The sequence below is a fragment of the Variovorax sp. RO1 genome (assembly GCF_002849325.1).
GTDB lineage: Bacteria > Pseudomonadota > Gammaproteobacteria > Burkholderiales > Burkholderiaceae_C > Variovorax.
The window spans coordinates 432,502-457,790 of record NZ_PKMT01000003.1 but is presented as its reverse complement, the minus strand read 5'-3'; the positions used below and the strand labels follow the sequence as shown (position 1 = coordinate 457,790).

The 25,289-nt window shown below is 65.9% G+C and carries 21 protein-coding genes and 1 tRNA gene; 13 read left to right on the top strand and 9 right to left on the bottom strand.

Translation table 11 applies throughout. The features are described from left to right. Positions 1–38: 38 nt before the first annotated feature. The 4 genes from CY658_RS19070 to CY658_RS19055 all read right to left on the bottom strand — a co-directional run bounded on the left by CY658_RS19070 (position 39) and on the right by CY658_RS19055 (position 2,600). Positions 39–962: an SdiA-regulated domain-containing protein gene (locus CY658_RS19070; protein ID WP_180838988.1), complete on the bottom strand. Its 924-nt coding sequence runs from the start codon at positions 960–962 to the stop codon at positions 39–41. 119 nt (positions 963–1,081) lie between these two features. Continuing rightward, positions 1,082–1,172 (bottom strand) — tRNA-Ser (locus tag CY658_RS19065). Between the two features lie 36 nt (positions 1,173–1,208). Further along, on the bottom strand, positions 1,209–2,138 hold the full coding sequence (locus CY658_RS19060; RefSeq protein WP_099789315.1) for an SPFH domain-containing protein: 930 nt from the start codon (positions 2,136–2,138) through the stop codon (positions 1,209–1,211). Between the two features lie 48 nt (positions 2,139–2,186). Then, a complete protein-coding gene (locus CY658_RS19055; RefSeq protein WP_101491688.1) occupies positions 2,187–2,600 on the bottom strand; it encodes an NfeD family protein in 414 nt (137 codons plus the stop codon). A 216-nt stretch (positions 2,601–2,816) separates the two neighbouring features. Between CY658_RS19055 and CY658_RS19050 the strand changes: the two genes are divergently transcribed. Next, entirely contained in the window at positions 2,817–5,132 is a 2,316-nt protein-coding gene (locus CY658_RS19050) for an arginine/lysine/ornithine decarboxylase (protein ID WP_101491687.1), read from the top strand. A 133-nt stretch (positions 5,133–5,265) separates the two neighbouring features. On the opposite strand, the gene CY658_RS19045 is transcribed toward CY658_RS19050, so the two are convergent. Together CY658_RS19045 and fabI are read right to left on the bottom strand one after the other, a co-directional pair. Beyond that, positions 5,266–6,114 (bottom strand): DNA ligase, encoded by an 849-nt coding sequence (locus CY658_RS19045; protein ID WP_101491686.1) that lies wholly within the window; start codon positions 6,112–6,114, stop codon positions 5,266–5,268. 54 nt (positions 6,115–6,168) lie between these two features. After that, positions 6,169–6,951, bottom strand: a complete 783-nt coding sequence (fabI, locus tag CY658_RS19040) for an enoyl-ACP reductase FabI (RefSeq protein WP_101491685.1) — start codon at positions 6,949–6,951, stop codon at positions 6,169–6,171. A gap of 37 nt (positions 6,952–6,988) precedes the next feature. On the opposite strand from fabI, the gene CY658_RS19035 reads away from it, so the two are divergent. The 12 genes from CY658_RS19035 (at position 6,989) to CY658_RS18980 (ending at position 23,191) form a co-directional block, all read left to right on the top strand. Next, the gene (locus CY658_RS19035) at positions 6,989–8,821 is read left to right on the top strand and encodes an extracellular solute-binding protein (protein ID WP_101491684.1); all 1,833 of its coding nucleotides are present in this window, start codon (positions 6,989–6,991) and stop codon (positions 8,819–8,821) included. A gap of 10 nt (positions 8,822–8,831) precedes the next feature. Then, positions 8,832–9,845 carry a microcin C ABC transporter permease YejB gene (locus CY658_RS19030; RefSeq protein ID WP_101491683.1) on the top strand — a complete coding sequence of 338 codons (1,014 nt, stop codon included), beginning with the start codon at positions 8,832–8,834 and terminating at the stop codon, positions 9,843–9,845. Further along, positions 9,838–10,881, top strand: a complete 1,044-nt coding sequence (locus tag CY658_RS19025; protein ID WP_101491682.1) for an ABC transporter permease — start codon at positions 9,838–9,840, stop codon at positions 10,879–10,881. The genes CY658_RS19030 and CY658_RS19025 overlap by 8 nt, the downstream gene beginning before the upstream one ends. After that, complete coding sequence (locus CY658_RS19020) at positions 10,878–12,521, top strand: ABC transporter ATP-binding protein (RefSeq protein ID WP_374221120.1); 1,644 nt, start codon at positions 10,878–10,880, stop codon at positions 12,519–12,521. Before CY658_RS19025 ends, CY658_RS19020 begins: the two co-directional genes overlap by 4 nt. 19 nt (positions 12,522–12,540) lie before the next feature. Then, complete coding sequence (locus CY658_RS19015; protein ID WP_101491681.1) at positions 12,541–13,746, top strand: YbfB/YjiJ family MFS transporter; 1,206 nt, start codon at positions 12,541–12,543, stop codon at positions 13,744–13,746. Positions 13,747–13,933: 187 nt separating this feature from the next. Beyond that, positions 13,934–14,563 (top strand): ribosome maturation factor RimP, encoded by a 630-nt coding sequence (gene rimP / locus CY658_RS19010; RefSeq protein ID WP_101491680.1) that lies wholly within the window; start codon positions 13,934–13,936, stop codon positions 14,561–14,563. 17 nt (positions 14,564–14,580) lie between these two features. Further along, positions 14,581–16,065: a transcription termination factor NusA gene (nusA, locus tag CY658_RS19005; RefSeq protein WP_099789297.1), complete on the top strand. Its 1,485-nt coding sequence runs from the start codon at positions 14,581–14,583 to the stop codon at positions 16,063–16,065. A gap of 23 nt (positions 16,066–16,088) precedes the next feature. After that, positions 16,089–19,073 (top strand): translation initiation factor IF-2, encoded by a 2,985-nt coding sequence (gene infB / locus CY658_RS19000; protein ID WP_101491679.1) that lies wholly within the window; start codon positions 16,089–16,091, stop codon positions 19,071–19,073. A 21-nt stretch (positions 19,074–19,094) separates the two neighbouring features. Further along, entirely contained in the window at positions 19,095–19,466 is a 372-nt protein-coding gene (gene rbfA / locus CY658_RS18995) for a 30S ribosome-binding factor RbfA (RefSeq protein ID WP_101491678.1), read from the top strand. A gap of 2 nt (positions 19,467–19,468) precedes the next feature. Then, complete coding sequence (truB, locus tag CY658_RS18990; RefSeq protein WP_101491677.1) at positions 19,469–20,425, top strand: tRNA pseudouridine(55) synthase TruB; 957 nt, start codon at positions 19,469–19,471, stop codon at positions 20,423–20,425. Continuing rightward, entirely contained in the window at positions 20,422–22,260 is a 1,839-nt protein-coding gene (typA, locus tag CY658_RS18985) for a translational GTPase TypA (protein ID WP_099789291.1), read from the top strand. Before truB ends, typA begins: the two co-directional genes overlap by 4 nt. A gap of 16 nt (positions 22,261–22,276) precedes the next feature. Next, a complete protein-coding gene (locus CY658_RS18980) occupies positions 22,277–23,191 on the top strand; it encodes a DMT family transporter (protein ID WP_101491676.1) in 915 nt (304 codons plus the stop codon). A 14-nt stretch (positions 23,192–23,205) separates the two neighbouring features. On the opposite strand, the gene CY658_RS18975 is transcribed toward CY658_RS18980, so the two are convergent. The 3 genes from CY658_RS18975 to CY658_RS18965 form a co-directional block, all read right to left on the bottom strand. Then, the gene (locus CY658_RS18975; protein WP_101491675.1) at positions 23,206–23,883 is read right to left on the bottom strand and encodes a hypothetical protein; all 678 of its coding nucleotides are present in this window, start codon (positions 23,881–23,883) and stop codon (positions 23,206–23,208) included. 102 nt (positions 23,884–23,985) lie between these two features. After that, the gene (locus CY658_RS18970) at positions 23,986–24,381 is read right to left on the bottom strand and encodes a COG4315 family predicted lipoprotein (RefSeq protein WP_101491674.1); all 396 of its coding nucleotides are present in this window, start codon (positions 24,379–24,381) and stop codon (positions 23,986–23,988) included. 77 nt (positions 24,382–24,458) lie between these two features. Then, positions 24,459–25,283: an anti-sigma factor family protein gene (locus CY658_RS18965; RefSeq protein ID WP_101491673.1), complete on the bottom strand. Its 825-nt coding sequence runs from the start codon at positions 25,281–25,283 to the stop codon at positions 24,459–24,461. Between the last annotated feature and the right edge of the window lie 6 nt (positions 25,284–25,289).

Sequence of the window (25,289 nt, the reverse complement as noted above, 5' to 3'; positions counted from 1 at the left end):
GTGCCCGGCCAAGGAAAAACCGGGCGTGTTCGGGCGGGCTACGAAGGTTTCGCTGCCGGCGCGAAGCGGTAGAACAGGTTGGGCTCGGACAGCAGGTACAGCGTGCCGTCGGGCCCGACGGCCACGCCCTCGGGCTGCGGCACCTTGCGCTGCAGGCCATTGAATCCGCGCCACAGCGGCAGCATGCTGACCGGGCGGCCGTCCGGCGCGTATTCGACGACCAGCGCCGATTCGTCGCTGAGCAGCAGCAGGTGGCCGGTCTCGTCGTGCACCGTGACCGACGACAGATCGCTCATGAACAGCGACGACGCGCGCGAGGATTTCCATTCGCTGATGTCGATGTTGAAGCCGGTGGACGGCGTGGCCGGGTCCAGCCCCGTGATCACCAGCACGCGCATCGGCAACTTCTCGCGCACCACGTACAGGCGCTTGTGCACGCTGTCCCACGAGACGCCCTCGAAGCTGCTGTTGTGCAGCTTGTCGATCCCGATGCCCAGGCTCGGCCGGCCGGCCACCGACACGCGCTGCGTCTCGCGGGCGATCTGCACCCAGTGCATGCGGTGGCTGTCTTCGTCCGAGATCACGTAGCTGTCGCCCTGCAGGTAGGTGATGCCCTCGGGGTCTTTCACGCCGTCGAGCGCGATGACGCGCAGCAGCCGGCCGTCGGTGGTGAGTTCCGCGATCTGCGGCGGACGGTTGATCACCGTGAAGAGGGTGCCGGTCTCGGTGTTGAAGGTCAGCCCCGAGGTGTTGCGCGTGAGGCCCTGGATCGGCATGCCCTCGATCGCGACCTGGTAGCCCGGCAGCCACAGCGAGGCGCCGGCCCACTGCGATGCGCCCAGCGTCGTGCTCAGCCAGTAATAGCCGAGCGCCAGCACCTTGAAGTACCAGACGACGAGCGTGCCCAGGCTCAGGACGACGGCGAAGAAAACGAGGGGCTTGCGGGAGCTCGTGCGCGTCATGCGGTCGAGTCTAGAGTCTTCGAAAGGACGGACGGTGCGCCACTGCAGAGGTGGGCCGATGGAAGAAATGAGTGCCAAAGAAAAACGGGGCACAAGGCCCCGTTTGTTCATGACTTCTCTGGCGGAGCAGGCGGGATTCGAACCCGCGGAGGGCTATTAACCCTCACACGCTTTCCAGGCGTGCGACTTAAACCGCTCATCCACCGCTCCTGAGCCCACGATTGTAGCGCGGGTTTTTAGCGGTTTTCAGGTCGGGCCAGAGCTTTTGCCGGTTTGGATCATGCGCATGGCCGACGAGATCAGCGCGGCCGTCTCGGTCATGTTGCTCGGCACGATGAGCGTGGTCTTCGAATCGGCGGCCACCTTGCCGTAGGCATCGACGGCGCGCTCGGCCACCTTCAGCTGCACGGCCTGTTCGCCGCCCGGCTTCTGGATGGCGGCGGCCACGCGTTCGATGGCGTCTGCCGTGGCAGTGGCCACTGCGGTGATGGCAGCGGCTTCACCTTGCGCGTTGTTGATCTGCGCCTGCTTCTCGCCCTCGGAGCGGGCAATGAAGGCTTCGCGTTCGCCGGTGGCGATGTTGATCTGTTCCTGGCGACGACCTTCCGACGCTGCGATGAGCGCGCGCTTGCCGCGTTCGGCGGTGATCTGCGCCTGCATGGCCAGCAGAATTTCCTTCGGCGGCGTCAGGTCCTTGATTTCGTAGCGCAGCACCTTCACGCCCCAGTTGAGCGCGGCCTCGTCGATCGCGGCCACCACCTGGGCGTTGATCACGTCACGCTCTTCGAAGGTCTTGTCGAGCTCGAGCTTGCCGATCACGCTGCGCAGCGAGGTCTGTGCGAGCTGGGTCACGGCCACGATGTAGTTCGACGAGCCGTAGCTCGCGCGCATCGGGTCGGTCACCTGGAAATACAGGATGCCGTCGACCTGCAGCTGCGTGTTGTCGCGCGTGATGCAGATCTGGCTGGGCACGTCGAGCGGGATTTCCTTCAGGCTGTGCTTGTAGGCCACGCGGTCGATGAAGGGGATCAGGAAGTTCGGGCCGGGCGTCATGGTGCCGTGGTACTTGCCCAGGCGCTCGCGCACCCATGCGTTCTGCTGCGGCACGAACTTGACCGACTGGCTGATGAAGATGATCGCGATGACCAGGATGATGAGAGGAACGGAAAATTCCATGGTGTGCTTCCTTTTCGAATACGTTTTTCTGACTGACCGATTGAACTGCTAGATCTTGTCGACCACGAGGCGACTGCCGATCACCTCGACCACGCGGTGTTCGCCGGTGGAGGGCGCATGGCCCGCGCGCAGCACGACGGTCCATTGCGAGCCGCGGTAGCGCACGGTGGCGGTGCCGTCGGGGTTCCAGGCATCGACGAACACGCTCTCGCCGATGTCCAGGTTGAGGTCGCTGGAGGGCGCAGCCGGACGGTTGCGCCGGACCAGGTACCAGGTCACGACCGAGCCCACGCCGACCACGGCGGCCACCAGCAACTGCGTGACGAGGCCGAAGCCCAGGTGCGCGGCGATGGCGGCGGCCGCGAAGCCCGTGGCCAGCAGCAGCAGGTACACCGTGCCGGACAACAACTCGGCCACGATGGCCGCGCCTGCGATCAGCCACCAGAAGGTGGGATGTCCCATGGCAACTCCTCTCTTGTTTTGTTACTTGGACCGTCGCCATTCTGCGGCATGGCGTGCCATGCGCCTGTGTCGCGTAGGGGTATGGCGCCCGGTGGGGCCCTTCGCGGTTGCGCGCCTCTGCGGGCTTGAGCGGGGCCGTCGCAACCCGTCATCCGAATTCCGTACACTTCGCGCCTCGCTCATTGCCTGTCTGACCGCCTGTCCGGAGCCCCGCTCATGAAATTTCGCTTTCCCATCGTCATCATCGACGAGGACTTCCGCTCCGAAAACACTTCGGGCCTCGGCATCCGCGCGCTCGCGCAGGCCTTCGAAAGCGAGGGCTTCGAGGTGCTGGGCGTCACGAGCTACGGTGACCTGAGCCAGTTCGCGCAGCAGCAAAGCCGCGCCAGCGCCTTCATCCTGTCGATCGACGACGAAGAATTTTCGGTCGGTCCCGACCTCGACCCGGCCGTGCTGAGCCTGCGCAGCTTCATCGGCGAGGTGCGCCGCAAGAACGCCGACGTGCCGATCTATATCTACGGCGAGACCAAGACCGCGCGCCACATCCCGAACGACATCCTGCGCGAGCTGCACGGCTTCATCCACATGTTCGAGGACACCCCCGAATTCGTGGCGCGCCACATCATCCGCGAAGCCAAGAGCTACCTGGAAGGCGTGCAGCCGCCGTTCTTCAAGGCGCTGATCGACTACGCCGAAGACGGTTCGTACTCGTGGCACTGCCCGGGCCACTCGGGCGGCGTGGCGTTCCTCAAGAGCCCCGTGGGCCGGATGTTCCATCAGTTCTTCGGCGAGAACATGCTGCGCGCCGACGTCTGCAACGCCGTGGAAGAACTGGGTCAGTTGCTCGACCACACCGGCCCGGTGGCGGCCAGCGAGCGCAATGCGGCGCGCATCTTCAATGCCGACCACTGCTTCTTCGTGACCAACGGCACCAGCACCAGCAACAAGATGGTGTGGCACCACACGGTGGCGCCCGATGACGTGGTGGTGGTCGACCGCAACTGCCACAAGTCGATCCTGCACGCGATCATCATGACCGGCGCGATTCCGGTGTTCATGAAGCCCACGCGCAACCACTTCGGCATCATCGGACCGATTCCCAAGAGCGAGTTCGAGCAGAGCGCCATCAAGGCCAAGATCAAGGCCAACCCGCTGCTGGCCGACGTGGACCCGAACAAGGTCAAGCCGCGCGTGATGACGCTCACGCAGTCGACCTACGACGGCGTGATCTACAACACCGAGACCATCAAGAACATGCTCGACGGCTACGTCGACACGCTGCACTTCGACGAAGCCTGGCTGCCGCACGCTGCCTTCCACCCGTTCTACGGCGCGTACCACGCGATGGGCAAGCGCCGCGTGCGCCCGAAGGATTCGCTGGTGTTCGCCACCCAGTCGACGCACAAGCTGCTCGCCGGCATCAGCCAGGCCAGCCACGTGCTGGTGCAGGATTCGCAGAACCGCGCGCTCGACCGCGACCTCTTCAACGAGGCCTACCTGATGCACTCGTCGACCAGCCCGCAGTACGCGATCATCGCGAGCTGCGACGTGGCCGCCGCCATGATGGAGCCGCCCGGCGGCACCGCGCTGGTGGAAGAGAGCATCCTGGAAGCGCTCGATTTCCGACGCGCCATGCGCAAGGTCGAGGAAGAGTTCGGCAAGGACGAGTGGTGGTTCAAGGTCTGGGGCCCCGAGAAGCTCGTCGACGAAGGCATTGGCCGCGCCGAAGACTGGATCATGAAGGGCGAGAAAGACGCCCTGCCTGCCAAGCGTGCCAAGAGCAAGAAGTCGTCGCCGCGCAACTGGCACGGCTTCGGCGACCTGGCCGACGGCTTCAACATGCTCGACCCGATCAAGTCGACCATCGTCACGCCCGGCCTCGACCTCGAAGGCAACTTTGCCGAGACCGGCATCCCCGCCAGCGTGGTGACCAAGTTTCTCGCCGAGCACGGCGTGATCGTGGAGAAGACGGGCCTGTACAGCTTCTTCATCATGTTCACCATCGGCATCACCAAGGGCCGCTGGAACACGCTGCTCACGGCGCTGCAGCAGTTCAAGGACGACTACGCGCGCAACCAGCCGATGTGGCGCATCCTCCCCGAGTTCTGCCAGCAGCATCCGGGCTACGAGAAGCTCGGTCTGCGCGACCTGTGCCAGCACATCCACAAGCTGTATGCGCGCTTCGACGTGGCGCGCCTCACGACCGAGATGTACCTGAGCGACCTGACGCCGGCCATGAAGCCCAGCGACGCCTTCGCCCACATCGCGCACCGCAAGACCGAGCGCGTGGAGATCGACGAACTCGAAGGCCGCATCACCACGAGCCTGATCACGCCGTACCCGCCGGGCATTCCGCTGCTGATCCCGGGCGAAGTGTTCAACAAGAAGATCGTCGACTACCTCAAGTTCTCGCGCGAGTTCAACCTGCAGTGCCCGGGCTTCGAGACCGACATCCACGGTCTGGTGGCGCGCATCGACGAGACGGGCAAGAAGCGGTACTACGCGGACTGCGTGCGTCAGCCGGCAAAGTAAGCCGCACAACAAACGGCTCGGGGCCGTTCGTGGAACACCGCGGAACCGGCTTTGCCGGGCCGCAGGTGTTGCCCCCGGCGAGGGGGTTGGCAAAGCGACACGAAGTGCGCGAAGCCTGGGGGCGTGCCTGGTTCTAGCCTTCGCGTATCCGCATGAACCGCGCGAACTTCGGCAGCCCGCTCGGGTGCGTGCCGTTGTACCGGTAGGTCACCAGGCTGCCGATCGGCGGCGGCTGGTCGCGTTCGGCGTCGGTCAGGCCGGTGCCGAGCCTGAAACGCTGGCCGCCAGGCATCTCGACCATCAAGGCGCCAAGCCGGCCATGGTGCTTGCCCTTGCCGGGCAGGTGCGCAACCACGCGGGCCTCGGCGTCTTCAAAGGGCTTGACCTTGAGCAGGTCGTTGTTGCGCTCGCCGCGGTACAGCGATGCGCCCCGGTGCAGCATCAGGCCTTCGCCGCCCATCTTTACGGTCTTGTCGAGCAGCGCCTGCAGGTCCTCGTGCGTGGTCGCGGGTTGCTGCGGCACGGGCATCACCCACGGGGCGTCGGTGATCGGCAGCAGCTTGCGCAACACGGCAAGGCGGGTGTTGAAGTCGCCGCCCTGGGCCGGGAGGTCGAACACCATGAAGCGGATTTCCTGCCAGGCGGCGTCATTGGGCGTCTGGCTGCGCACGGTCGACAGCGCGTGATTGAAGCGCCCGCGTCCGGCCCACAGTTCGCCGTCGAGCGGCTGCTTGGGCAGCGAGGCGGTGAACCAGATGGGCGCCACGACGGGCTCGCCGCCGCGCGTCCAGAGTTTCTGGCCGTCCCAGTAGCCGCGCAGGCCGTCGAACTTCTCGCTGACCCAGTAGCCCGCGAGCGACATGCCGGGGCGGTACACCTCGGCCAGCATCAGGGCGGGCGCGGCCGCGCGCGCGAAGGTGGCGTGGCCGAAAAGGGCCGTGCCCAGACCTGCGAACAGGAGGAGGGAGCGTCGGTTCAACACGGTGATTGCGATGGAGTGGGGCGTCGGTGGGCGCCGAGCGCCCGAGGGTGCGAATTACTCCGCCATGCCCCCGACCACGTTGCTGAAGCCGCCGTCCACATAGGTGATCTCGGCGGTCACGCCGCTGGCGAGGTCGCTCAGCAGGAAGGCGGCCACGTTGCCGACTTCCTCGATGGTCACGTTGCGGCCGATGGGCGAAGCGTCGGCCACGGCCGCGAGCATCTTGCCGAAGCCCTTGATGCCGCTCGCCGCCAGCGTCTTGATCGGACCGGCGCTGATGCCGTTCACGCGCATGCCCTTCGGGCCAAGCGACGCGGCGGTGTAGCGCACCGAGGCTTCGAGCGAGGCCTTGGCCAGGCCCATGGTGTTGTAGTTGGGCAGCGCGCGCGCGGCGCCCAGGTAGGTCAGCGTGAGCAGGGCCGACTTGTCGTTGAGGTAGGGCAGGGCCGCCTTGGCCATGGCCGGGAAGCTGTACGCACTGATGTCGTGCGCGATCTTGAAGCCTTCGCGCGAGAGGCCGTCCAGGAAGTCGCCGGAGATCGATTCGCGCGTGGCGAAACCGATGCTGTGCACGAAGCCGTCGAAGGTGGGCCAGGTCTGGGCGAGGTCGGCGAAGAGCTTGTCGATCTGCGCGTCGTCGCTCACGTCGCAGTCGAAAATCAGTTTCGAGCCGAAGTCTGCTGCATATTCGGTGATACGGTCCTTGAATCGCTCGCCGACATAACTGAAGGCGAGTTCCGCGCCCTGGTCGTGACAGGCCTTGGCAATGCCATATGCAATGGAGCGATTGCTCAACACACCGGTGATCAACAGTTTCTTGCCGGAAAGAAAGCCCATGAAGTTGCCTCGTGAAAATCTTGGGCAGAATTCTCGCATGCGAGGTTGGCTGCTCTGGATGTTGGCGCTCCTGGCGCTGCCCTCGTGGGCAGCGCACGGGCTGGGCATGGGTTACGAACCCAAGTACGCGGCGTCGTTCAGGCATTTCGACTACGTGAACCCCAACGCGCCGAAGGGCGGCGACCTCACGTTGTCGGCCGCCGGCGGCTTCGACAAGCTGAACCCCTTCACCTTGCGCGGCGTGCCCCCGGTGGGCATGGGCTACAGCGCCAACGGCTTCGTGTTCTCCGAGTACGGCCTGCTCTTCGACTCGCTGACCACGCCGAGCGAGGACGAGCCCTTCTCGCAGTACGGCCTGCTGGCCGAAGACATCCAGCTGGCGCCCGACCGCCTGAGCGTCACGTTCCGGCTGAATCCCAAGGCGCGCTTTTCCGACGGCTCGCCGGTGCTCGCGAAAGACGTGAAGTACTCCTTCGACACGCTGCGCAGCAAGGCGGCCGGGCCGACCTTTCGCTCGTACTGGGCCGACATCAAGGAGGCCGTGGTGACGGGCGAGCGCACCATTCGCTTCGACTTCGTGCGCCAGAACGCCGAGCTGCACATGATCATCGGCGGGCTGCCAGTGTTCTCCAGCGCCTGGGGCAAGGGCAAGCCCTTCGACCAGATCGTGACCGAGCCGCCGATCGCGAGCGGGCCTTACATCGTGGACAAGGTCGACTACGGCAAGTTCATCTCGTACCGCCGGCGCCCGGACTACTGGGCCGCGAACCTTCCCGTGCGCAAGGGGATGTTCAACTACGACACGGTGTCGTACCAGTACTTCAAGGACGCGCTCGGCGAGGAAGAATCGCTCAAGGCCGGCGCGCTCGACGCGATGGAAGAGCGCTCGATCATCGCGTGGGTGCGCCGCTACAAGGGGCGCCGCTTCGACTCCGGCGAGCTGGTCAAGGAAGAGATCGATCACCGCCGCCCCACCGGCATGCAGGGCCTGACGCCCAACCTGCGGCAGCCCCGCTTCGCCGACATGCGCGTGCGCAGGGCGCTGGCGTTGGCCTTCGATTTCGACTGGCTCAACGCCCACCTGTTCTACGGGCGGCGCGGGCGCACGCAGAGTTACTTCCAGAACAGCAACGACCTCATGGCCCAGCCCGCGGTCAGCCCCGAGGAGCAGGCGCTGATCGACAAGCTCAAGAACAAGCAGCGCTACATCGACAACACCCAGGGCGAACTGCCGCGCCCCGACAGCAGCGGCGACACCGCCGACGGCCTGCGGCGCAACCTCGTGAAGGCGCAAGAGTTGCTGAAGGAGGCCGGCTGGACCTACCGCGACGGCGCGCTGCGCGACAAGGCCGGCACGCCGTTCGTGATCACCATCGACATCGCCGACCGCAGCTCCAACGTGGTGCTGGCGCCGTATGCGCGCAACCTCGGCAAGCTGGGCATCCGGCTGGAGTACCGCCTGCGCGACCCGAGCCTCTTGAAGAAGAAGCTGGACGACTTCGATTTCGACATGGCCATCAGCCTCGTGGGCGGCTCGTCGAGCCCGGGCAACGAGCTGTACGACGATTTCGGCTCGAAGTCGGCGAGCGAGAAGGGCAGCCAGAACCTCAGCGGCATCAGCGATCCGGTGGTCGACGAGATCGTCGAGGTGATCGTCAACAGCCACGACCGCGCCTCGCTCGCGGCGGCCGCGCGGCTGCTGGACCGCTACTTGCTCCACCAGCACTACATGACCCCGATGTACTACGGCAAGCAGTATTTCATTGCCCACAAGCGCAAGCTGCGCCGTCCGGACGCGCCCTTGCCGCAGCGCCTGCTGGCGGGGTCGGCGATGCTGACGATGTGGTGGATCGAGCCGAGCGCCAAGTAAAAGAACACCCATGGCCGCCTACCTGATCCGACGCCTCCTGCTGATCATCCCCACGCTGTTCGGCGTGCTGCTGCTCAATTTCGCCATCGTGCAGTTCGTGCCGGGCGGTCCGGCCGAGCAGCTGCTCTCGCAACTCACCAACAAAGAGAGCCGCATCTCCGGCGGCCCCACCGGCCGCACGCTCGACGCCAAGCAGGTGGCCGAGATCAAGGCGCTCTACGGCTTCGACAAGCCGGCCCCCGAGCGCTTCTGGCAGATGCTCAAGCAGTTCGCGCGCTTCGACCTGGGCAAGAGCTTCTTCCAGAGCAAGGACGTGTGGCAGCTCATCAAGGAGAAGCTGCCGGTGTCGATCAGCCTGGGGCTGTGGACCTTCTTCATCAGCTACCTCATCGCGGTGCCGCTGGGGGTGGCCAAGGCGGTGCGCGCGGGCTCGCGCTTCGACTTCTTCACGACGCTGCTGGTGCTCGTCGGCTACGCCATCCCGGGCTTCGTGCTGGGCGTGGCGCTGCTGGTGATCTTCGGCGGTCAGCTGCAGTGGTTTCCGCTGCGCGGGCTGACCTCGCCGAACTGGGAGTCTTTGAGCTGGGGCGCCCGCATCGTCGACTACCTGTGGCACATCACCTTGCCGGTGACGGCCATGGTGCTGGGCAGCTTCGCGATCACCGCGATGCTCACCAAGAACTCCTTCCTCGAGGAGATCCGCAAGCAGTACGTGCTGACGGCGCGTGCCAAGGGGCTGGCCGAGCGGCAGGTGCTGTGGAAGCATGTGTTCCGCAACGCGCTGATCCCGATCATCACGGGCTTTCCGACGGCCTTCATCGGTGCCTTCTTTTCGGGTGCGCTGCTCATCGAGACGCTGTTCTCGCTCGACGGCATGGGCTTGCTCAGTTACGAGAGCGTGCTGCGGCGCGACTACCCGGTGTTCCTGGGCACGCTGTATCTGTTCACGCTGATCGGGCTGGTGACCAAGCTCATTTCCGATCTTTGCTACGTCTGGGTCGATCCGAGGGTGAAGTTTGACTGAAGCCGCCGCCGTGTCCCTGAGCCCCGGGCGCCGTGCCTGGCGCCGTTTCCGCCGCAACCCGCTGGGGTTCTGGAGCCTGGTCGTCTTCTCGACGCTGGTGGTGTTGAGCCTGTTCGCCGACATGCTGTCCACCGACAAGCCGCTGGTGGTGCGCTACGAAGGTCAGACCTATTTCCCCGTGCTGCGCGACTATTCCGAGAAGACCTTCGGCGGCGACTTCGAAACGCCCGCCGACTACCTCGACCCGTTCATCGAGCAGCGCATAACCCACGGCGACAACTGGGCGCTCTATGCGCCCAACCGCTACGGCCCGGCCACGCTCAACTACTTCTCGAAGCCGCCGAACCCCGCCGCGCCCTCGCACGAGAACCTGCTGGGCACCGACGAGCGCGGGCGCGACCTGCTCGCGCAGCTGATCTACGGCTTTCGCGTGAGCGTGCTGTTCGCGCTGGCGCTCACGGTGGTCGGCGTGGTGCTGGGCATTGCGACCGGCGCCGTGCAGGGCTTCTTCGGCGGCAAGATCGACCTGACCTTCCAGCGTCTGATCGAGATCTGGAGCGCGATGCCCGAGCTGTATCTGCTGATCATCTTCAGCGCGATCTTCACGCCGAGCGTGTCGCTGCTGCTGATCTTGTTGAGCCTGTTCGGCTGGATGGGACTGTCGGACTACGTGCGCGCCGAGTTTTTGCGCAACCGCCAGATGGACTACGTGCGCGCCGCGCGCGCGCTCGGCGTGGGCAACCTGCAGATCATGTGGCGCCACATCCTGCCCAACAGCATGGTGCCGGTCGTCACCTTTTTGCCGTTCCGCATGAGCGCGGCCATCCTCGCGCTGACTTCGCTCGACTTCCTCGGCCTGGGCGTTCCGCCCGGCACGCCCTCGCTCGGTGAACTGCTGAGCCAGGGCAAGGGGAACATCGACGCCTGGTGGATTTCGCTGTCCACCTTCTGCGTGCTGGTCGTCACGCTGATGCTGCTGACCTTCATGGGCGACGCACTGCGCGATGCGCTCGACCCCCGGAAGGCCGACAAATGACGACGATGCGCGACACGACGAAGAACCCACCCCTGCTCGACGTGAAGGGGCTGAGCGTTTCGTTCGGCGGCAAGCCGGTGGTGCACGGCATCGATCTGCAGATCGCGGCGGGAGAAAAGCTCGCGCTGGTTGGCGAGTCGGGTTCGGGCAAGACCGTCACGGCGCTGTCGCTGCTGCGGCTGGTGCAGAACGCCGAGCTCTCCGGCGTGGCGACCCTGTCGGGGTCACAGGACCAGCGCGGCGCGCGCGATCTGCTGTCGATTCCTGAGCGCGAGTTGCGCGGCATCCGCGGCAAGGAGATCGCGATGATCTTCCAGGAGCCGATGACCGCGCTCAATGCGCTGTACACCGTGGGTGACCAGATTGCCGAGGTGCTCGAGCTGCACGAAGGGCTGTCGGCCCGCGCCGCGCAAGATGCTTCTGTCCAGCTGCTGGCCGACACCGGCATTCCCGAGCCGGCGCGGCGGGCGAGGGCGTATCCGCACCAGCTGTCGGGTGGCCAGCGTCAGCGCGCGATGATCGCGATGGCGCTGGCCTGCAAGCCGCGCCTGCTGCTGGCCGACGAGCCGACCACGGCGCTCGACGTCACGGTGCGCGCGCAGATCCTCGAGCTGCTGGCCGACCTGCAGCGCAAGTACGGCATGGCCGTGCTGCTCATCACCCATGACCTGAACCTGGTGCGCCGTTTCGCCGATCGCGTGGCGGTGATGGAGCGCGGCCACATCGTCGAGCACGGCCCGGTGGGCACGGTGTTCGAGGCGCCGCAACACGCCTACACCCGCAAGCTGATCGACAGCCATCCGTCGCGCGACGTGGCCGAGGCGGCTGCCGACGGCGCGGCGCCGCCGGTGCTTGAAGCGCGGGCGCTGCGCGTGAGCTATCCGGTGTCGATCCCTGGCTTTGCGGGCTGGTTCCGCAAGGGCGAGTTCGTCGCCGTACAGGGCGCCGATTTCCGGATCGCGCCGGGCGAAACGCTGGGCGTGGTCGGCGAATCGGGCTCGGGCAAGTCGACGCTGGCGCTGGCCGCGCTCGGCCTGCTCAAGCACCGGGGCGAACTGCAGGTGACGGGGAAGGGCTGGGCGGTGGACCGCGCCTCCGACCTCGCGCTGCGCCGCACGATGCAGGTGGTGTTCCAGGACCCGTTCTCGTCGCTCTCGCCGCGCATGACGGTGGAGCAGATCGTGGGCGAGGGGCTGCGCGTGCATGCACCTGAACTCGACACCGCCGCCCGTCGGGCGCGCGCGCTCACGGCGCTGGCCGACGTGGGGCTGAGCGAGGCGCAGTTTCCCGCGCTGCTCGACCGCTATCCGCACGAGTTCTCGGGCGGGCAGCGCCAGCGGCTGGCGATCGCCCGGGCGCTGATCGTCGATCCGCGGCTGCTGGTGCTTGATGAGCCCACCAGCGCACTCGACGTGACCATCCAGAAGCAGGTGCTCGGCCTGCTGCAGCGGTTGCAGCGCGAACGGGGGCTGAGCTACCTGCTGATCACGCACGACGTCGAGGTGATCCGCGCCATGGCGCACCAGGTCATCGTGATGAAGGACGGCGCCATCCTCGAGTCCGGGCCGGCCCTGCGCGTCCTCGACGCCCCCGAGCATCCCTACACACAGAAGCTGGTGGCCGCGGCGCTGCTGGAATAAGAGACGGAGACTGAAGGAAATGTCGGGAATCGGACACGACCGGCGCGGCGCCTGGCGCGCGGCGCTGGCCTGCATGGTCACGCTGGCGGTGGCCATGGGCCTGGGGCGCTTCGCCTTCACGCCCATGCTGCCCATCATGCTGAGCGAGGGAAAACTCGAGCTGGCTGGCGGCGGGCTGTTGGCCTCTCTTAATTACCTGGGTTATTTCTTTGGCGCGGTGAGCTGCGCGGCCATCGGCATCAAGGCCTCGAGCATGGTGCGCGGCGGCCTGCTGGCCACGGCGGCGCTGCTGGTCGGCATGGGGTTGCTGCACAGCTTCATCGGATGGGGCGTGTTGCGCGCGGCGGCCGGGGTGATGAGCGCCTGGGTCTTCGTGTTCGCCTCGGGTTGGGGGCTGCGCCGGCTGGCTGAGACGAATTCGCCCATGCTGGCCGGTGTGATCTATACGGGGCCGGGCATCGGGATCGCCATGACCGGGTTGCTGGGCGGCGCGCTCGGGCGTTGGGGTTCGGAGGCGGGCTGGATTGGCCTCGGGTTGCTGGCCGTGGTGCTGATCGCGGTGATCTGGCGGGTGTTCGACGACGGCGAGCGGGTAGGGGTGGCGGGCGGGGCGGCGGCGAGTCCGGCGGCTGCAACGGGCAGCGTCTCTGGATCGGCTTCGGCGCGCAGCGACGCGATCTGGCTGGTCGCGCTCTATGGTTTGGCAGGCTTTGGTTACATCATTACTGCCACCTTCCTGCCAGTGATCGCCCGGCAGGCATTGCCCGGATCGCCGTGGCCGGATTTCTTCTGGCCGCTGTTCGGGGCGGCCATCATTCCCGGCGCGTTGATCGGCGCCCGTGCCCCGGTGCATTGGGACAACCGGCTGCTGCTGGCCGCCGCTTATGCATTGCAGGCGCTCGGCGTCGTGTTTTCAGTGGCTTGGCCGAGCATTGCGGGTTTTGCGCTCGGCAGCCTGTTGCTCGGCATGCCTTTCACCGCGATCACGCTTTTTGCCATGCGGGAGGCGCGCCGGCTGCGTGGCAATGCGGCGGCCGGGTTGATCGGCTACGCCACGGCGTCTTACGGGGTGGGGCAGATCATCGGCCCGTTGTTTGCGGCGCCGCTGGCGCAACGCACCGGCTCTTTCCAGCTGCCTTTGCTGGTGGCGGCCGCTGCTTTGGCACTCGGCGCGGCGTTGTTTGCCGTGGTCTGGTCGAAATACCGTCGTTCACAGGCTGCTTGAATACCGATGTCCTTCATTTATGCACGCGAATAGCATATAATTCGAGGCTCACGACCAAACGGGCGGGTACCAACCGCCCGTTTTTTTTGGTCTATGCATTCTCAAGCAGCAATTATTTGGCGTCGTGGCATCCGTGGTGGGCGGGTGCTGCGGCTTGGGTATTGATTCAGAAGGCGCTTTCAAACACGTGGCATTGCAGCAAACAGTAGAACAAACCGTGGCCGGTCTCGGCTACGACCTGGTCGAGGTCGAGCGCTCGGCCGGTGGGTTGCTGCGCGTGACGATTGATTTGCCCTGGACGCCCCCCACCTCCGAGGCTGTGGCTGCCGGCACTCCCGAGCCCTTCGTGACGGTGGAAGACTGCGAAAAGGTGACGCGCCAGCTGCAATTTGCACTGGAAGTCGATGCGGTCGATTACAAGCGGCTCGAGGTTTCCTCGCCCGGTATCGATCGCCCCTTGCGCAATGAACAGGATTTCGAGCGATTCGTGGGCGCGGTGATTGACCTCACCCTCAAGGCGCCCATGGGTGCTGCCGCGGCGGGCCAGGTGTCGGCCACGCGCAAGAAGTTTCGCGGCACGCTGGAGCGTGCCGAGAGTGGTTTGGGTTGGCAGGTCGTCTGGAGCGACGAGCCCAAGGCCAAGCCCGGGCAAAAAGTGAGCAAGAAGCGCGCGCCTGCACCGTTGCATGCGCTGGGCTTCGTATTGGACGAGCTGCGCGACGCGCGGCTGGCGCCAATCGTGGACTTCAAGGGTCGCAAGGCCAAAACCCAACCGGGTTTTTCAGATATTGACGACGGAACGAGTGTTCCGGACTGAACAAGAGGAGTGGTGGCATGAATCGCGAAATGTTGATGTTGGTGGATGCGATCTCGCGCGAGAAGAACGTCGAACGCGACGTGGTCTTCGGCGCAGTCGAATCCGCACTGGCGCAAGCCACCAAGAAGCTCCATCAGGGTGACGTGGATATCCGCGTGGCGGTCGATCGCGACAGCGGCGACTACGAAACTTTCCGCCGTTGGCACGTCGTTCCCGATGAGGCCGGCCTGCAGCTGCCCGACCAGGAAATCCTCCTGTTCGAGGCCAAGGAAGAAATGTCGGACATCGAAGTCGGCGAGTACATCGAGGAATCGGTGGACTCGGTGCCGATCGGCCGCATTGGCGCCATGGCTGCCAAGCAGGTGATCCTGCAGAAGATCCGCGACGCCGAGCGCGAGATGTTGCTCAACGACTTCATGTCGCGCGGCGACAAGATCTTCGTGGGCACCGTCAAGCGCCTGGACAAGGGCGACATCATCGTGGAAGCCGGGCGCGTCGAAGGCCGCCTGCGCCGCAGCGAGATGATTGCCAAGGAAAACCTGCGCAACGGCGACCGCGTGCGGGCCATGATCATGGAGGTCGACCTGACGCTGCGCGGCGCGCCGATCATCCTGTCGCGCTCGGCCCCCGAGTTCATGATCGAGCTGTTCCGCCAGGAAGTGCCCGAAATCGAACAAGGCCTGCTCGAAATCAAGAGCTGCGCCCGTGACCCCGGTTCGCGCGCCAAGATCGCCGTGCTCTCGCACGACAAGCGTGTCGACCCGATCGGCACCTGCGTCGGCGTGCGTGGCACCCGCGTCAACGCCGTGACCAACGAACTCGCCGGCGAGCGCGTGGACATCGTGCTGTGGAGCGAAGACCCGGCCCAGTTCGTGATCGGCGCCCTGGCGCCGGCCAACGTCTCGTCGATCGTGGTCGATGAAGAAAAGCACGCCATGGACGTGGTGGTCGACGAGGAAAACCTCGCGATCGCCATCGGCCGCGGCGGCCAGAACGTGCGTCTGGCTTCCGACCTCACCGGTTGGAAGATCAACATCATGGACGCCAACGAGTCGGCCCAGAAACAGGCCGTCGAAACCGATACCAGCCGCAAGCTTTTCATGGAAAAGCTCGATGTCGACGAGGAAATCGCCGACATCCTGATTTCGGAGGGGTTCAACAGCCTCGAAGAGGTGGCCTACGTGCCGATCTCCGAGATGCTTGAGATCGAGGCCTTCGACGAAGACACCATCAATGAGCTGCGCGCCCGTGCAAAGGATGCGCTGCTGACCATGGAAATCGCCAAGGAAGAAGGCGTCGAAACCGTTTCGCAGAACCTGCGTGACCTCGAAGGCCTCAACCCCGACCTGATTCCCCAGTTGGCCGAAGCGGGTGTGAACACCCGTGACGACCTGGCCGACCTCGCGGTCGATGAACTCACCGAAATCACCGGCCTGAGCGCCGATGACGCCAAAGCCCTCATCTTGAAAGCCCGCGAACATTGGTTCGCCGGCCAAGAGTGACGGTATGGAGGCACGAAAGCAATATGTCCAGTACCACTGTCGCCGAGTTCGCGAACGAGCTCAAGAAGACTCCCGAAACCTTGCTTGACCAGCTCAAGAGCGCAGGCGTGCCCAAAGCGGCCGCCACCGATGCACTCACGGAGGCCGACAAGCAGCGCTTGCTCGGTTTCCTGAAGGCCAGCCACGGCACGACCGAGCCCGAGCGCAAGAAGATCACGCTGACCAAGAAGTCGACCAGCGAGATCAAGCAGGCCGACGCCACCGGCCGCGCCCGCACCATCCAGGTCGAGGTGCGCAAGAAGCGCACCTTCATCCAGCGCGATGAGGGTCATCCGGCCACGGCCGAAGGCTCGCAGCAGCAGGCGGCCGAAACGGCGCCGAGCGCGCCTCACATCGACGAAGCCGAACTGGCCCGTCGCGAGGAAGACGCACGCCGCCAGGCCGAGCTGATCCGTCGCCAGGAAGAAGAGCTGGCAGAGAAGCGTCGTCAGCGCGAAGAAACCGAAGCCCGCGAACGCGAGCAGACCGAAAAGGCCGAGCGCGCTGAACAGGCCGAGCAGGAAGCTGCACGTCTCAACGCCGAGAAGAAGGCCGCTGAAGTCGCTGCCGCATCGGCCAAGGAAGCTGCGAAGCAGCCGGTGGCTGCCCCGGCCGCACCGGCCGCCGTTGCCGCCGCTGCCGCTGCTGCAGAAACCGCTGCCGCTGCCGAAAAGCAGGCGGCCGACACCAAGCTGGCTGCACAGAACGCCGCCACGCAAGCCAAGGAAGACGCCAAGGCCAAGGCCGCCGCCGAATCGAAGGCCCGTGCCGACGAAGAAGCTGCCCGCGCCAAGGACCTCGACGAGCGTCGCCGCAAGGCCCTCGCCGAAGCCGAGGCCATCCGCGCCATGATGAATGCACCGGCCCGCGTGCTGGTGCCGCACAAGGCGCCCGAGAAGCCGCAGCCTGAAAAGTCGGCAGTCAAGGGCACGCTGCACAAGCCGGCCACGCCGCCCGCACGTCCTGGCGCGCCTGCCGCGGCAGGCGCTGCAGCAGCACCCGGCGCAGCCGGTGCAGGCAAGGAAGTCAAGTCCGCCAAGCTCTCGTCGAGCTGGGCCGGCGATCCTGCCAAGAAGAAGGAAATCAAGACCCGCGGCGATGCCAGCGGGGGTGTCAGTCGCGGCAACTGGCGCGGAGGCCCGCGCGGCCGTCGCGGCAACGACCGTGGCGGTCACGACGAGCAGCACGCACCGGCCGCACCGGTCGAGGCTCGCATTCTGGAAGTACACGTGCCCGAGACCATCACGGTCGCCGAGCTCGCGCACAAGATGGCCGTGAAGGCACAGGAAGTCATCAAGCAGCTGATGAAGCTGGGCATGATGGCGACCATCAACCAGTCGCTCGACCAGGACACCGCGATGATCATCGTGGAGGAAATGGGCCACAACGCGGTGGTTGCCGCGCTGGACGACCCCGAAGCCTTCACCGACGAGGACGTGTCGGCGCAAACGGCGGAAGCCCTGCCGCGCGCACCGGTCGTGACCGTCATGGGTCACGTCGACCACGGCAAGACCTCGCTGCTGGACTACATCCGCCGCGCCAAGGTCGCTGCGGGCGAAGCCGGCGGCATCACGCAGCACATTGGTGCCTACCACGTCGAAACCGAACGCGGCATGGTGTCGTTCCTCGACACCCCGGGTCACGAGGCGTTCACCGCCATGCGTGCCCGCGGTGCGCAGGCCACCGACATCGTGATCCTGGTGGTGGCGGCCGACGACGGCGTCATGCCCCAGACCAAGGAAGCCATCAAGCACGCGAAAGCGGCCGGTGTGCCGATCGTGGTTGCGATCAACAAGGTGGACAAGCCCGACGCCAACCTGGACCGCGTGAAGCAGGAACTGGTGGCCGAAGAGGTCGTGCCTGAAGAGTACGGCGGCGACGTGCCGTTCGTGCCGGTGTCGGCCAAGACCGGCCAGGGCATCGACGACCTGCTCGAACAGGTGCTGCTGCAAGCCGAAGTGCTGGAACTCAAGGCGCCGGTGGATGCCGCCGCCAAGGGTCTGGTCATCGAAGCGCAGCTGGACAAGGGCCGCGGCCCCGTGGCCACCGTGCTGATCCAGTCCGGTACGCTCAAGACCGGCGACGTGGTGTTGGCGGGTTCGACCTATGGCCGCGTGCGCGCCATGCTGGACGAAAACGGCAAGTCCATCAAGTCGGCGGGTCCGTCGATCCCGGTCGAGATCCAGGGTCTGACCGAAGTGCCGCAAGCGGGCGACGAGTTCATGGTGATGGCCGACGAGCGCCGTGCGCGCGAAATCGCGACCTACCGTGCGGGCAAGTTCCGCAACACCAAGCTGGCGAAGGCGCAAGCCGCGAACCTGCAGAACATGTTCACCGACCTGTCGGCGGGCGAAGTGCAGACGCTGCGCCTGATCATCAAGGCCGACGTGCAAGGCTCGCAGGAAGCACTGGCCCAGTCGCTGCTCAAGCTGGCGACCGAAGAGGTCAAGGTGCAGATCGTGTACGCCGGCGTCGGCGGCATCAGCGAAAGCGACATCAACCTCGCGATCGCGTCGAAGGCTGTGGTCATCGGCTTCAATGTGCGGGCCGATTCCGGTGCGCGCAAGCTGGCCGAAGGCAACGGCGTGCAGCTGAACTACTACAGCATCATTTACGACGCCGTCGACGAGATCAAGGTTGCGATGTCGGGCATGCTGGCGCCGGAGCGCCGCGAAGAGATCATCGGCTCGGCCGAGATCCGCACGGTGTTCGTGGCCTCGAAGATCGGCACTGTGGCCGGCTCGTACGTCACTTCGGGCTCGGTCAACCGCAGCGCGCATTTCCGCCTGCTGCGCGACAACGTGGTGATCTACACCGGCGAAGTCGATTCGATCAAGCGCATGAAGGACGATGTCCGCGAAGTCCGCGAAGGTTTTGAGTGCGGTATCAAGCTCAAGAACTACAACGACATCAAGGAAGGCGATCAGCTCGAATTCTTCGAGATCAAGGAAATCGCCCGGACGCTGTAAGCGTTCGAAGCGAGAGAGTCCATGCCGAAAAGAAAAGCTGCCGCCCCCAACCGCGCGTTCAAGGTTGCCGACCAGATCCAGCGCGATCTGACGGAACTGATCGCGCGCGAGTTGAAGGACCCGCGCGTGGGCATGGTCACGATCCAGGCGGTCGAGGTCACGCCTGACTATGCGCACGCGAAGATCTTCTTCAGCCTGCTCACAGGCGACGTGGCCGAGACCACCGAAGCGCTGAACCAGGCCGCAGGCTTCCTGCGCAACGGCCTGTTCAAGCGCCTGCATATCCACACCGTGCCGACGCTGCACTTCCTGTTCGACCGCACCACCGAGCGTGCGGCCGACATGAATGCGCTGATCGCACAGGCCGTTGCTTCGCGTTCGAAAGACGAATAGCGATGAACGCGCCACGCACACGGGTGCAGCGGCGCCCTGTGCATGGGGTGTTGCTGCTCGACAAGCCGCTGGGGTTTTCCAGCAACCAAGCCTTGCAAAAGGCCAAGTGGTTGCTGCGCGCCGAAAAAGCGGGCCATACCGGCACGCTCGATCCGCTCGCCACAGGCGTGCTGCCGCTGTGTTTCGGCGCCGCCACCAAATTCAGCCAACTGCACCTCGACGCCGACAAGACGTACGAGGCGATTGCGCGCCTGGGCGTCAAGACGTCCACCGGTGACGCCGAGGGCGAGGTGATCGCCGAACGCCCGGTGCAGGTGTCGCCAGAAGACCTGGCCCGCGTCGAAGCGCTGTTTACAGGCCCGATCCGCCAGGTGCCGCCGATGCACAGTGCGCTCAAGAAAGACGGCAAGGCGCTGTACGAGTACGCCCGCGAAGGCATCGAGATCGAGCGCGCGCCGCGCGACGTCGTCATTCACCAGCTCACGCTGACGCGGTTGGACGACGACAGCATCCGCATTGTTGCAAGCGTGAGCAAGGGCACCTACATTCGCACCCTCGGCGAGGACATCGGCGAGGCGCTGGGCTGCGGCGCGCACCTGACGTTCCTGCGCCGCACGGCGACGGGCGGTTTCGGCGAGGCGCAGTGCGTCACGATCGAGGCGCTCGAAGCCATGACCGAAGACGAGCGCCTGGCACGCCTGTTGCCTGCCGAAGCGCTGGTCGAGGGCCACAGCCGCGTCACGCTCGCCGCCGAAGATGCGGCACGTTTTCTTTCGGGCCTGCGCCGCCGTGGCGGCTGGGCCGATGCCGAAGCGGTGGCCGTGTTCGGCACCGACCCGCAGGCGTTCCTGGGCACCGCCCATGTGAGCGCCGGCGAACTGATCCCGGGGCGCTTGCTGAACCCCATCGAAATTCAGCAAATTCTTTTGAACGCACCACAGACCGAAGCGACACCATGAGTACCAAGCAAATCCGCAATATCGCCATCATTGCCCACGTGGACCATGGCAAGACCACCATGGTCGACCAGCTGCTGCGCCAGTCGGGCACCTTCGCCGAACACGAGAAGGTCGTCGACACGGTGATGGACAACAACGCCATCGAAAAGGAACGTGGCATCACGATCCTGGCCAAGAACTGCGCCGTGACCTGGGAAGGCACGCACATCAACATCGTCGACACCCCGGGCCACGCGGACTTCGGCGGTGAAGTGGAACGCGCGCTGTCGATGGTCGACGGCGTGGTGCTGCTGATCGACGCGCAGGAAGGCCCGATGCCCCAGACGCGTTTCGTGACCAAGAAGGCACTGGCCCTGGGCCTGAAGCCGATCCTGGTCGTGAACAAGGTCGACAAGCCGGGCGCCAACCCCGACAAGGTCGTCAACGCCGCTTTCGACCTGTTCGACAAGCTCGGCGCGACCGACGAACAGCTCGACTTCCCCGTGGTGTACGCCTCGGGCATCAACGGCTGGTCGTCGCTCGAAGAAGGCGCAGCCGGTGAGCAGTGGGGCCCCGACATGTCGGCCCTGTTCAACACCATCCTGAAGCACGTGCCGTCGCAAAAGGGTGACCCGAACGCGCCGCTGCAGCTGCAGATTTCCGCCCTCGACTTCTCGACCTTCGTCGGTCGCATCGGCGTGGGCCGCATCAGCCAGGGCACGCTCAAGCCCATGACCGACGTGCTGGTCATGGAAGGTCCGGACGGCAAGACCGTCAAGGGTCGCGTCAACCAGGTGCTGACCTTCCAGGGCCTGGACCGCGTGCAATCGACCGAAGCCGGCCCCGGCGAAATCGTGCTGATCAACGGCATCACCGACATCGGCATCGGCGTCACCGTGACCGACAAGGACAAGCCTGCGCCGCTGCCCATGCTCAAGGTCGACGAACCGACCCTGACCATGAACTTCTGCGTGAACACCAGCCCGCTGGCCGGCCGCGAAGGCAAGTTCGTCACCAGCCGCCAGATCTGGGACCGCCTGCAAAAGGAACTGCAGCACAACGTGGCACTGCGCGTGAGCGAGACCGACGAAGAAGGCATCTTCGAAGTCATGGGCCGCGGCGAACTGCACCTGACCATCCTGCTGGAAAACATGCGCCGCGAAGGCTATGAAATGGCCGTGTCGAAGCCGCGCGTGGTGTTCCGCACCGTGAACGGCGAGAAGCACGAGCCCATCGAATTGGTCACGGCCGACATCGAAGAAGGCCACCAGGGCGGCGTGATGCAGGCACTGGGCGAACGCAAGGGCGAGCTGGTCAACATGGAACCGGACGGCCGCGGTCGCGTGCGCCTGGAGTACCGCATTCCGGCGCGTGGCCTGATCGGCTTCACGAACGAATTCCTGAACCTGACGCGCGGCTCGGGCCTCATCAGCAACATCTTCGACAGCTACGAAGCCCACAAGGGCGAGATCGGCAGCCGCAAGAACGGCGTGCTGATCTCGATGGACGACGGTGAAATCTTCACCTACGCGCTGGGCAAGCTGGACGACCGCGGCCGCATGTTCGTGAAGGCGAACGATCCGGTGTACGAAGGCATGATCGTCGGCATCCACAGCCGCGACAACGACCTCGTGGTGAACGCCACGCGCACCAAGCAGCTGACCAACTTCCGCGTGAGCGGCAAGGAAGACGCGATCAAGATCACGCCCCCGATCGACCTCACGCTGGAATACGGCGTCGAGTTCATCGAGGACGACGAGCTGGTCGAAATCACGCCCAAGAGCGTGCGCCTGCGCAAGCGTTTCCTGAAGGAAAGCGACCGCAAGCGCGCCGGCCGCGACACGTCGAACGGCTGATCGCCTTCGATCGGCCATGCGCCTGACGCACGGCGCCGCAGTCGGGCTGATGGCCGTCGTGACCCTCATGTGGGGCACGGCGGGCGTCGTCACCCGGCACCTGGCGCAGGCGCACAGTTTCGAGATCACCTTCTGGCGCAGCTTCTTCACGATGCTGGCGCTGCTGGTGATCTTGCCGCTTTGGCGGGGGCGTGCGGTGTTCTCGCAACTGCGCCGCGGCGGGCAGTCGCTCTGGATCTCGGGCGTCTGCTGGGCCGTGATGTTCACGGCCTTCATGGTGGCGCTGACGTTGACCTCGACCGCGAGCGTGCTGGTCACGATGTCGCTCGGGCCGCTCTTCACTGCACTCGCTGCGCGCTTCTTCATCGGGCACAGGTTGCCCGTTCGCACCTGGTCGGCCATCGTGGTCGCCGGGCTGGGCATCGGCTGGATGTACGGCACGCAGCTGCTGGGCGGCGGCGGGTCGCTCGTCGGCACGCTGGTGGCACTGTGCGTGCCGCTGGCCGGCGCGACCCAATGGACCGTGGTCCAGCATGCGCACGCCAAGGGGCAGGAGGTCGACCTCGTGCCCGCGGTGCTGATTGGTGCGACCCTCTCCGCGCTCGTCACCTTGCCGTTGGCCTGGCCATTCCGTGCCGGCCTGCATGACCTGGGACTGCTCGCCTTTCTGGGCGTCTTTCAACTGGCGATTCCCTGCGTGCTCTCGGTGCTGTGCGCGCAAGTGCTCAAGGCGCCCGAGGTGGCGCTGCTGGCGTTGCTCGAGGTGATCTTCGGCATCGCGCTGGCCTGGCTCGGCGCCGGCGAGACGCCTGCGGCCAGCGTGCTGACGGGCGGCGTGCTCGTGATCGGGGCGCTGGTGTTCAACGAGTTGCTCGCGCTGCGCGCGCGCCGCACCACGCTGGCGGACAGCGCGCTGCCGGGCGCGCACTGACCCTCCGCTGGCCCTCAGTGGCCGAAGAGGTACCAGCCGATCACGATCACGACGGCCACCACGATCATTCCGAAATTGCGCCAGCTGGCTTGTTGGCTGCGCGCGAACTCTTTGAGCATGTCGGCGGTCTCCTGCTCGTCGGCGGCGACGATCGCCTGAGCCTCGTCGAGGATGCGCCGATGGTCGGCTGCCGTCGCAAAGGCTGGCTCGGCGGCGATACGGGCGCGGAGCGCCTCGAACGGTTCCGTATCGAGCAGACCGTCGGTCACCAGCCAGCCCAGCGTGGGCCCCAGGGCGGCGGGCGCGCCGGTGAGGGGCGCGGCACTCAGCGCCAGGTCGCGGGTCTCGGTGTCGATCAGTCCTTCGTTGAACAGCGCGACCACGGCCTCGTGCGTGATGCCGGTCGTGCCGAGGTCCAGCAGGTCGTCTGCGTCGTAGGCGATGTCTTCCGCTTCGGTGAACGCCGCGACCGCTGGGGATGCGTCTTCGAGGCGCTCCACGGCGGCATCGACTTCTTCCTCGGTGATCAGGTTCTTGAGGCGCATCCAGGCCAGTGCATGCGCGGGGCCGGGAATCGGCGGCAGCGCGGGGGCCTCGGGGTGCGCGAGCGCGGCGTCGTGTTGCGCGTCGGTGATGAGGCCGTGGGACAGGAGCGCCTGGAAGGCATCCGGGTGGGTGTCGGCAAAAGTCATCAGGTCATTCTGCCGTGTGCGCCCATAAAAAAGCCCCGGCGGATGCCGAGGCTTGGGTCGCTGAAAGCGCCGGTTCAGACCGACGCCATCACTTCAGCGGCATCAGGGACGGGCGACTTTCCAGGCACCGTTGGCCACGCCGTCGCCGGTCTTGTCACCGGCTTTGGTGTCCTTGGCCCAGTAGTACAGCGGCCAGCCCTTGTAGGCCCACTGCTTCTTGCCGTCTTCACGCACGACGATGGTGTAGCCGCCCATGGGCTTGGCGGCATCGGCCACGCCGAGCGGGGGCCAGTTGGCGGCGCATTGGGCGTTGCAGGCCGAGGTGCCGGCATTGGCGGTGTCACGGGCGAAGGTGTAGAGCGTCATGCCGTTCGGGCCGACCAGCACGCCGTCGGCGGTGCGGGTGGGCGTGTCGGGCGCTCCAGCGGTCTTGGTGGACATGCCGCCGCAGCCGGCGAGCAGAGCCGCTGCGAGGATCGAGGCGCTGAGCAATTTCATGCAGTTTCTCCTTCAGTTGAAAAATCAATCGCGAAAACAAGCCAGGTGAATGCGCGAACCGGCAGTTTATGCCGTCGCTACGATAACTCGCGGTAGGCCAGGGTCGCGAGTCTCAACAGCGCATCGCGCGGCAGGCGACCGGCCACGGCATAGCCGAAACCCCGGTCGACCCAGTAAAAGCTCGGCACGGCGCCGTCCGAGGCGAAGCGGAAGGCGGTTTCGCGCGATGCAGCGGCGTCCGCGGCCTGCGCGTCGAGCGTGCCGATATAGAGCGTGATGCGTTCGCCCGCCGCGTCTTCGAACATGAACTGCGCGCGCGCGCCGGTTTCGCCGGGCAACAAGCGCCCGCCGACCAGCGTGTAGCCGAGCGAGGACAGGTCGGGCACCTTGAGCGGGTGGTCGAGGCGCTTGGACAGCCACTGCACCAGGTGCTGCTGCTCGGCGGCGGCGACTTCGACGGGGTGCCGTTTTTCGGGCGTGTAGACGACGTGGGCCACCGAGGCGTCGCGCACGAACTCGCGGACGGCCGGTGCGCGTGCCAAGGCGGCCCCGGAGGCGCGCGGCGCGCCCGACCACTGGGCATTGCCGAGCCAGCCGGCCGCGAACGCGATCAGCAGGCCGGCGGCCATGCCGCTCCATCGCAGCCAGGGGGCAGAGCGACCGGTCTCGGCACGATGCCGTTCAAGCACGCCCATCAGCGGCGCAGGCACGGGTTCGTCGAGCAGACCGCCATGCAGGCGACGCAGCGCATCGCGCTGGGCATGCCAGGCCGCCACGCGGGCCGCGACGGCAGGATCGTGTGCGATCGCATCCTCGACCGTTTCACGGCGTTCCGGCGGCAACTGGCCGTCGACCCAGGCGTGCAGCTCGTCGTCGGTAGGGGGCAGGGCGGGGCGGTTCATGGCGGG

What these genes read in the sequence shown, in the direction of transcription:
- CY658_RS19055 (WP_101491688.1), bottom strand. Translation starts at nt 2,600, where the DNA reads ATGGGACATCCCACCTTCTGGTGGCTGATCGCAGGCGCGGCCATCGTG.
- CY658_RS18975 (WP_101491675.1), bottom strand. Translation starts at nt 23,883, where the DNA reads ATGACTTTTGCCGACACCCACCCGGATGCCTTCCAGGCGCTCCTGTCC.
- rbfA (WP_101491678.1), top strand. Translation starts at nt 19,095, where the DNA reads ATGCCGAAAAGAAAAGCTGCCGCCCCCAACCGCGCGTTCAAGGTTGCC.
- CY658_RS19050 (WP_101491687.1), top strand. Translation starts at nt 2,817, where the DNA reads ATGAAATTTCGCTTTCCCATCGTCATCATCGACGAGGACTTCCGCTCC.
- CY658_RS19030 (WP_101491683.1), top strand. Translation starts at nt 8,832, where the DNA reads ATGGCCGCCTACCTGATCCGACGCCTCCTGCTGATCATCCCCACGCTG.
- CY658_RS18965 (WP_101491673.1), bottom strand. Translation starts at nt 25,283, where the DNA reads ATGAACCGCCCCGCCCTGCCCCCTACCGACGACGAGCTGCACGCCTGG.
- CY658_RS19060 (WP_099789315.1), bottom strand. Translation starts at nt 2,138, where the DNA reads ATGGAATTTTCCGTTCCTCTCATCATCCTGGTCATCGCGATCATCTTC.
- infB (WP_101491679.1), top strand. Translation starts at nt 16,089, where the DNA reads ATGTCCAGTACCACTGTCGCCGAGTTCGCGAACGAGCTCAAGAAGACT.
- CY658_RS18970 (WP_101491674.1), bottom strand. Translation starts at nt 24,381, where the DNA reads ATGAAATTGCTCAGCGCCTCGATCCTCGCAGCGGCTCTGCTCGCCGGC.
- typA (WP_099789291.1), top strand. Translation starts at nt 20,422, where the DNA reads ATGAGTACCAAGCAAATCCGCAATATCGCCATCATTGCCCACGTGGAC.
- truB (WP_101491677.1), top strand. Translation starts at nt 19,469, where the DNA reads ATGAACGCGCCACGCACACGGGTGCAGCGGCGCCCTGTGCATGGGGTG.
- CY658_RS19015 (WP_101491681.1), top strand. Translation starts at nt 12,541, where the DNA reads ATGTCGGGAATCGGACACGACCGGCGCGGCGCCTGGCGCGCGGCGCTG.
- CY658_RS19020 (WP_374221120.1), top strand. Translation starts at nt 10,878, where the DNA reads ATGACGACGATGCGCGACACGACGAAGAACCCACCCCTGCTCGACGTG.
- CY658_RS18980 (WP_101491676.1), top strand. Translation starts at nt 22,277, where the DNA reads ATGCGCCTGACGCACGGCGCCGCAGTCGGGCTGATGGCCGTCGTGACC.
- nusA (WP_099789297.1), top strand. Translation starts at nt 14,581, where the DNA reads ATGAATCGCGAAATGTTGATGTTGGTGGATGCGATCTCGCGCGAGAAG.
- fabI (WP_101491685.1), bottom strand. Translation starts at nt 6,951, where the DNA reads ATGGGCTTTCTTTCCGGCAAGAAACTGTTGATCACCGGTGTGTTGAGC.
- CY658_RS19070 (WP_180838988.1), bottom strand. Translation starts at nt 962, where the DNA reads ATGACGCGCACGAGCTCCCGCAAGCCCCTCGTTTTCTTCGCCGTCGTC.
- CY658_RS19035 (WP_101491684.1), top strand. Translation starts at nt 6,989, where the DNA reads ATGCGAGGTTGGCTGCTCTGGATGTTGGCGCTCCTGGCGCTGCCCTCG.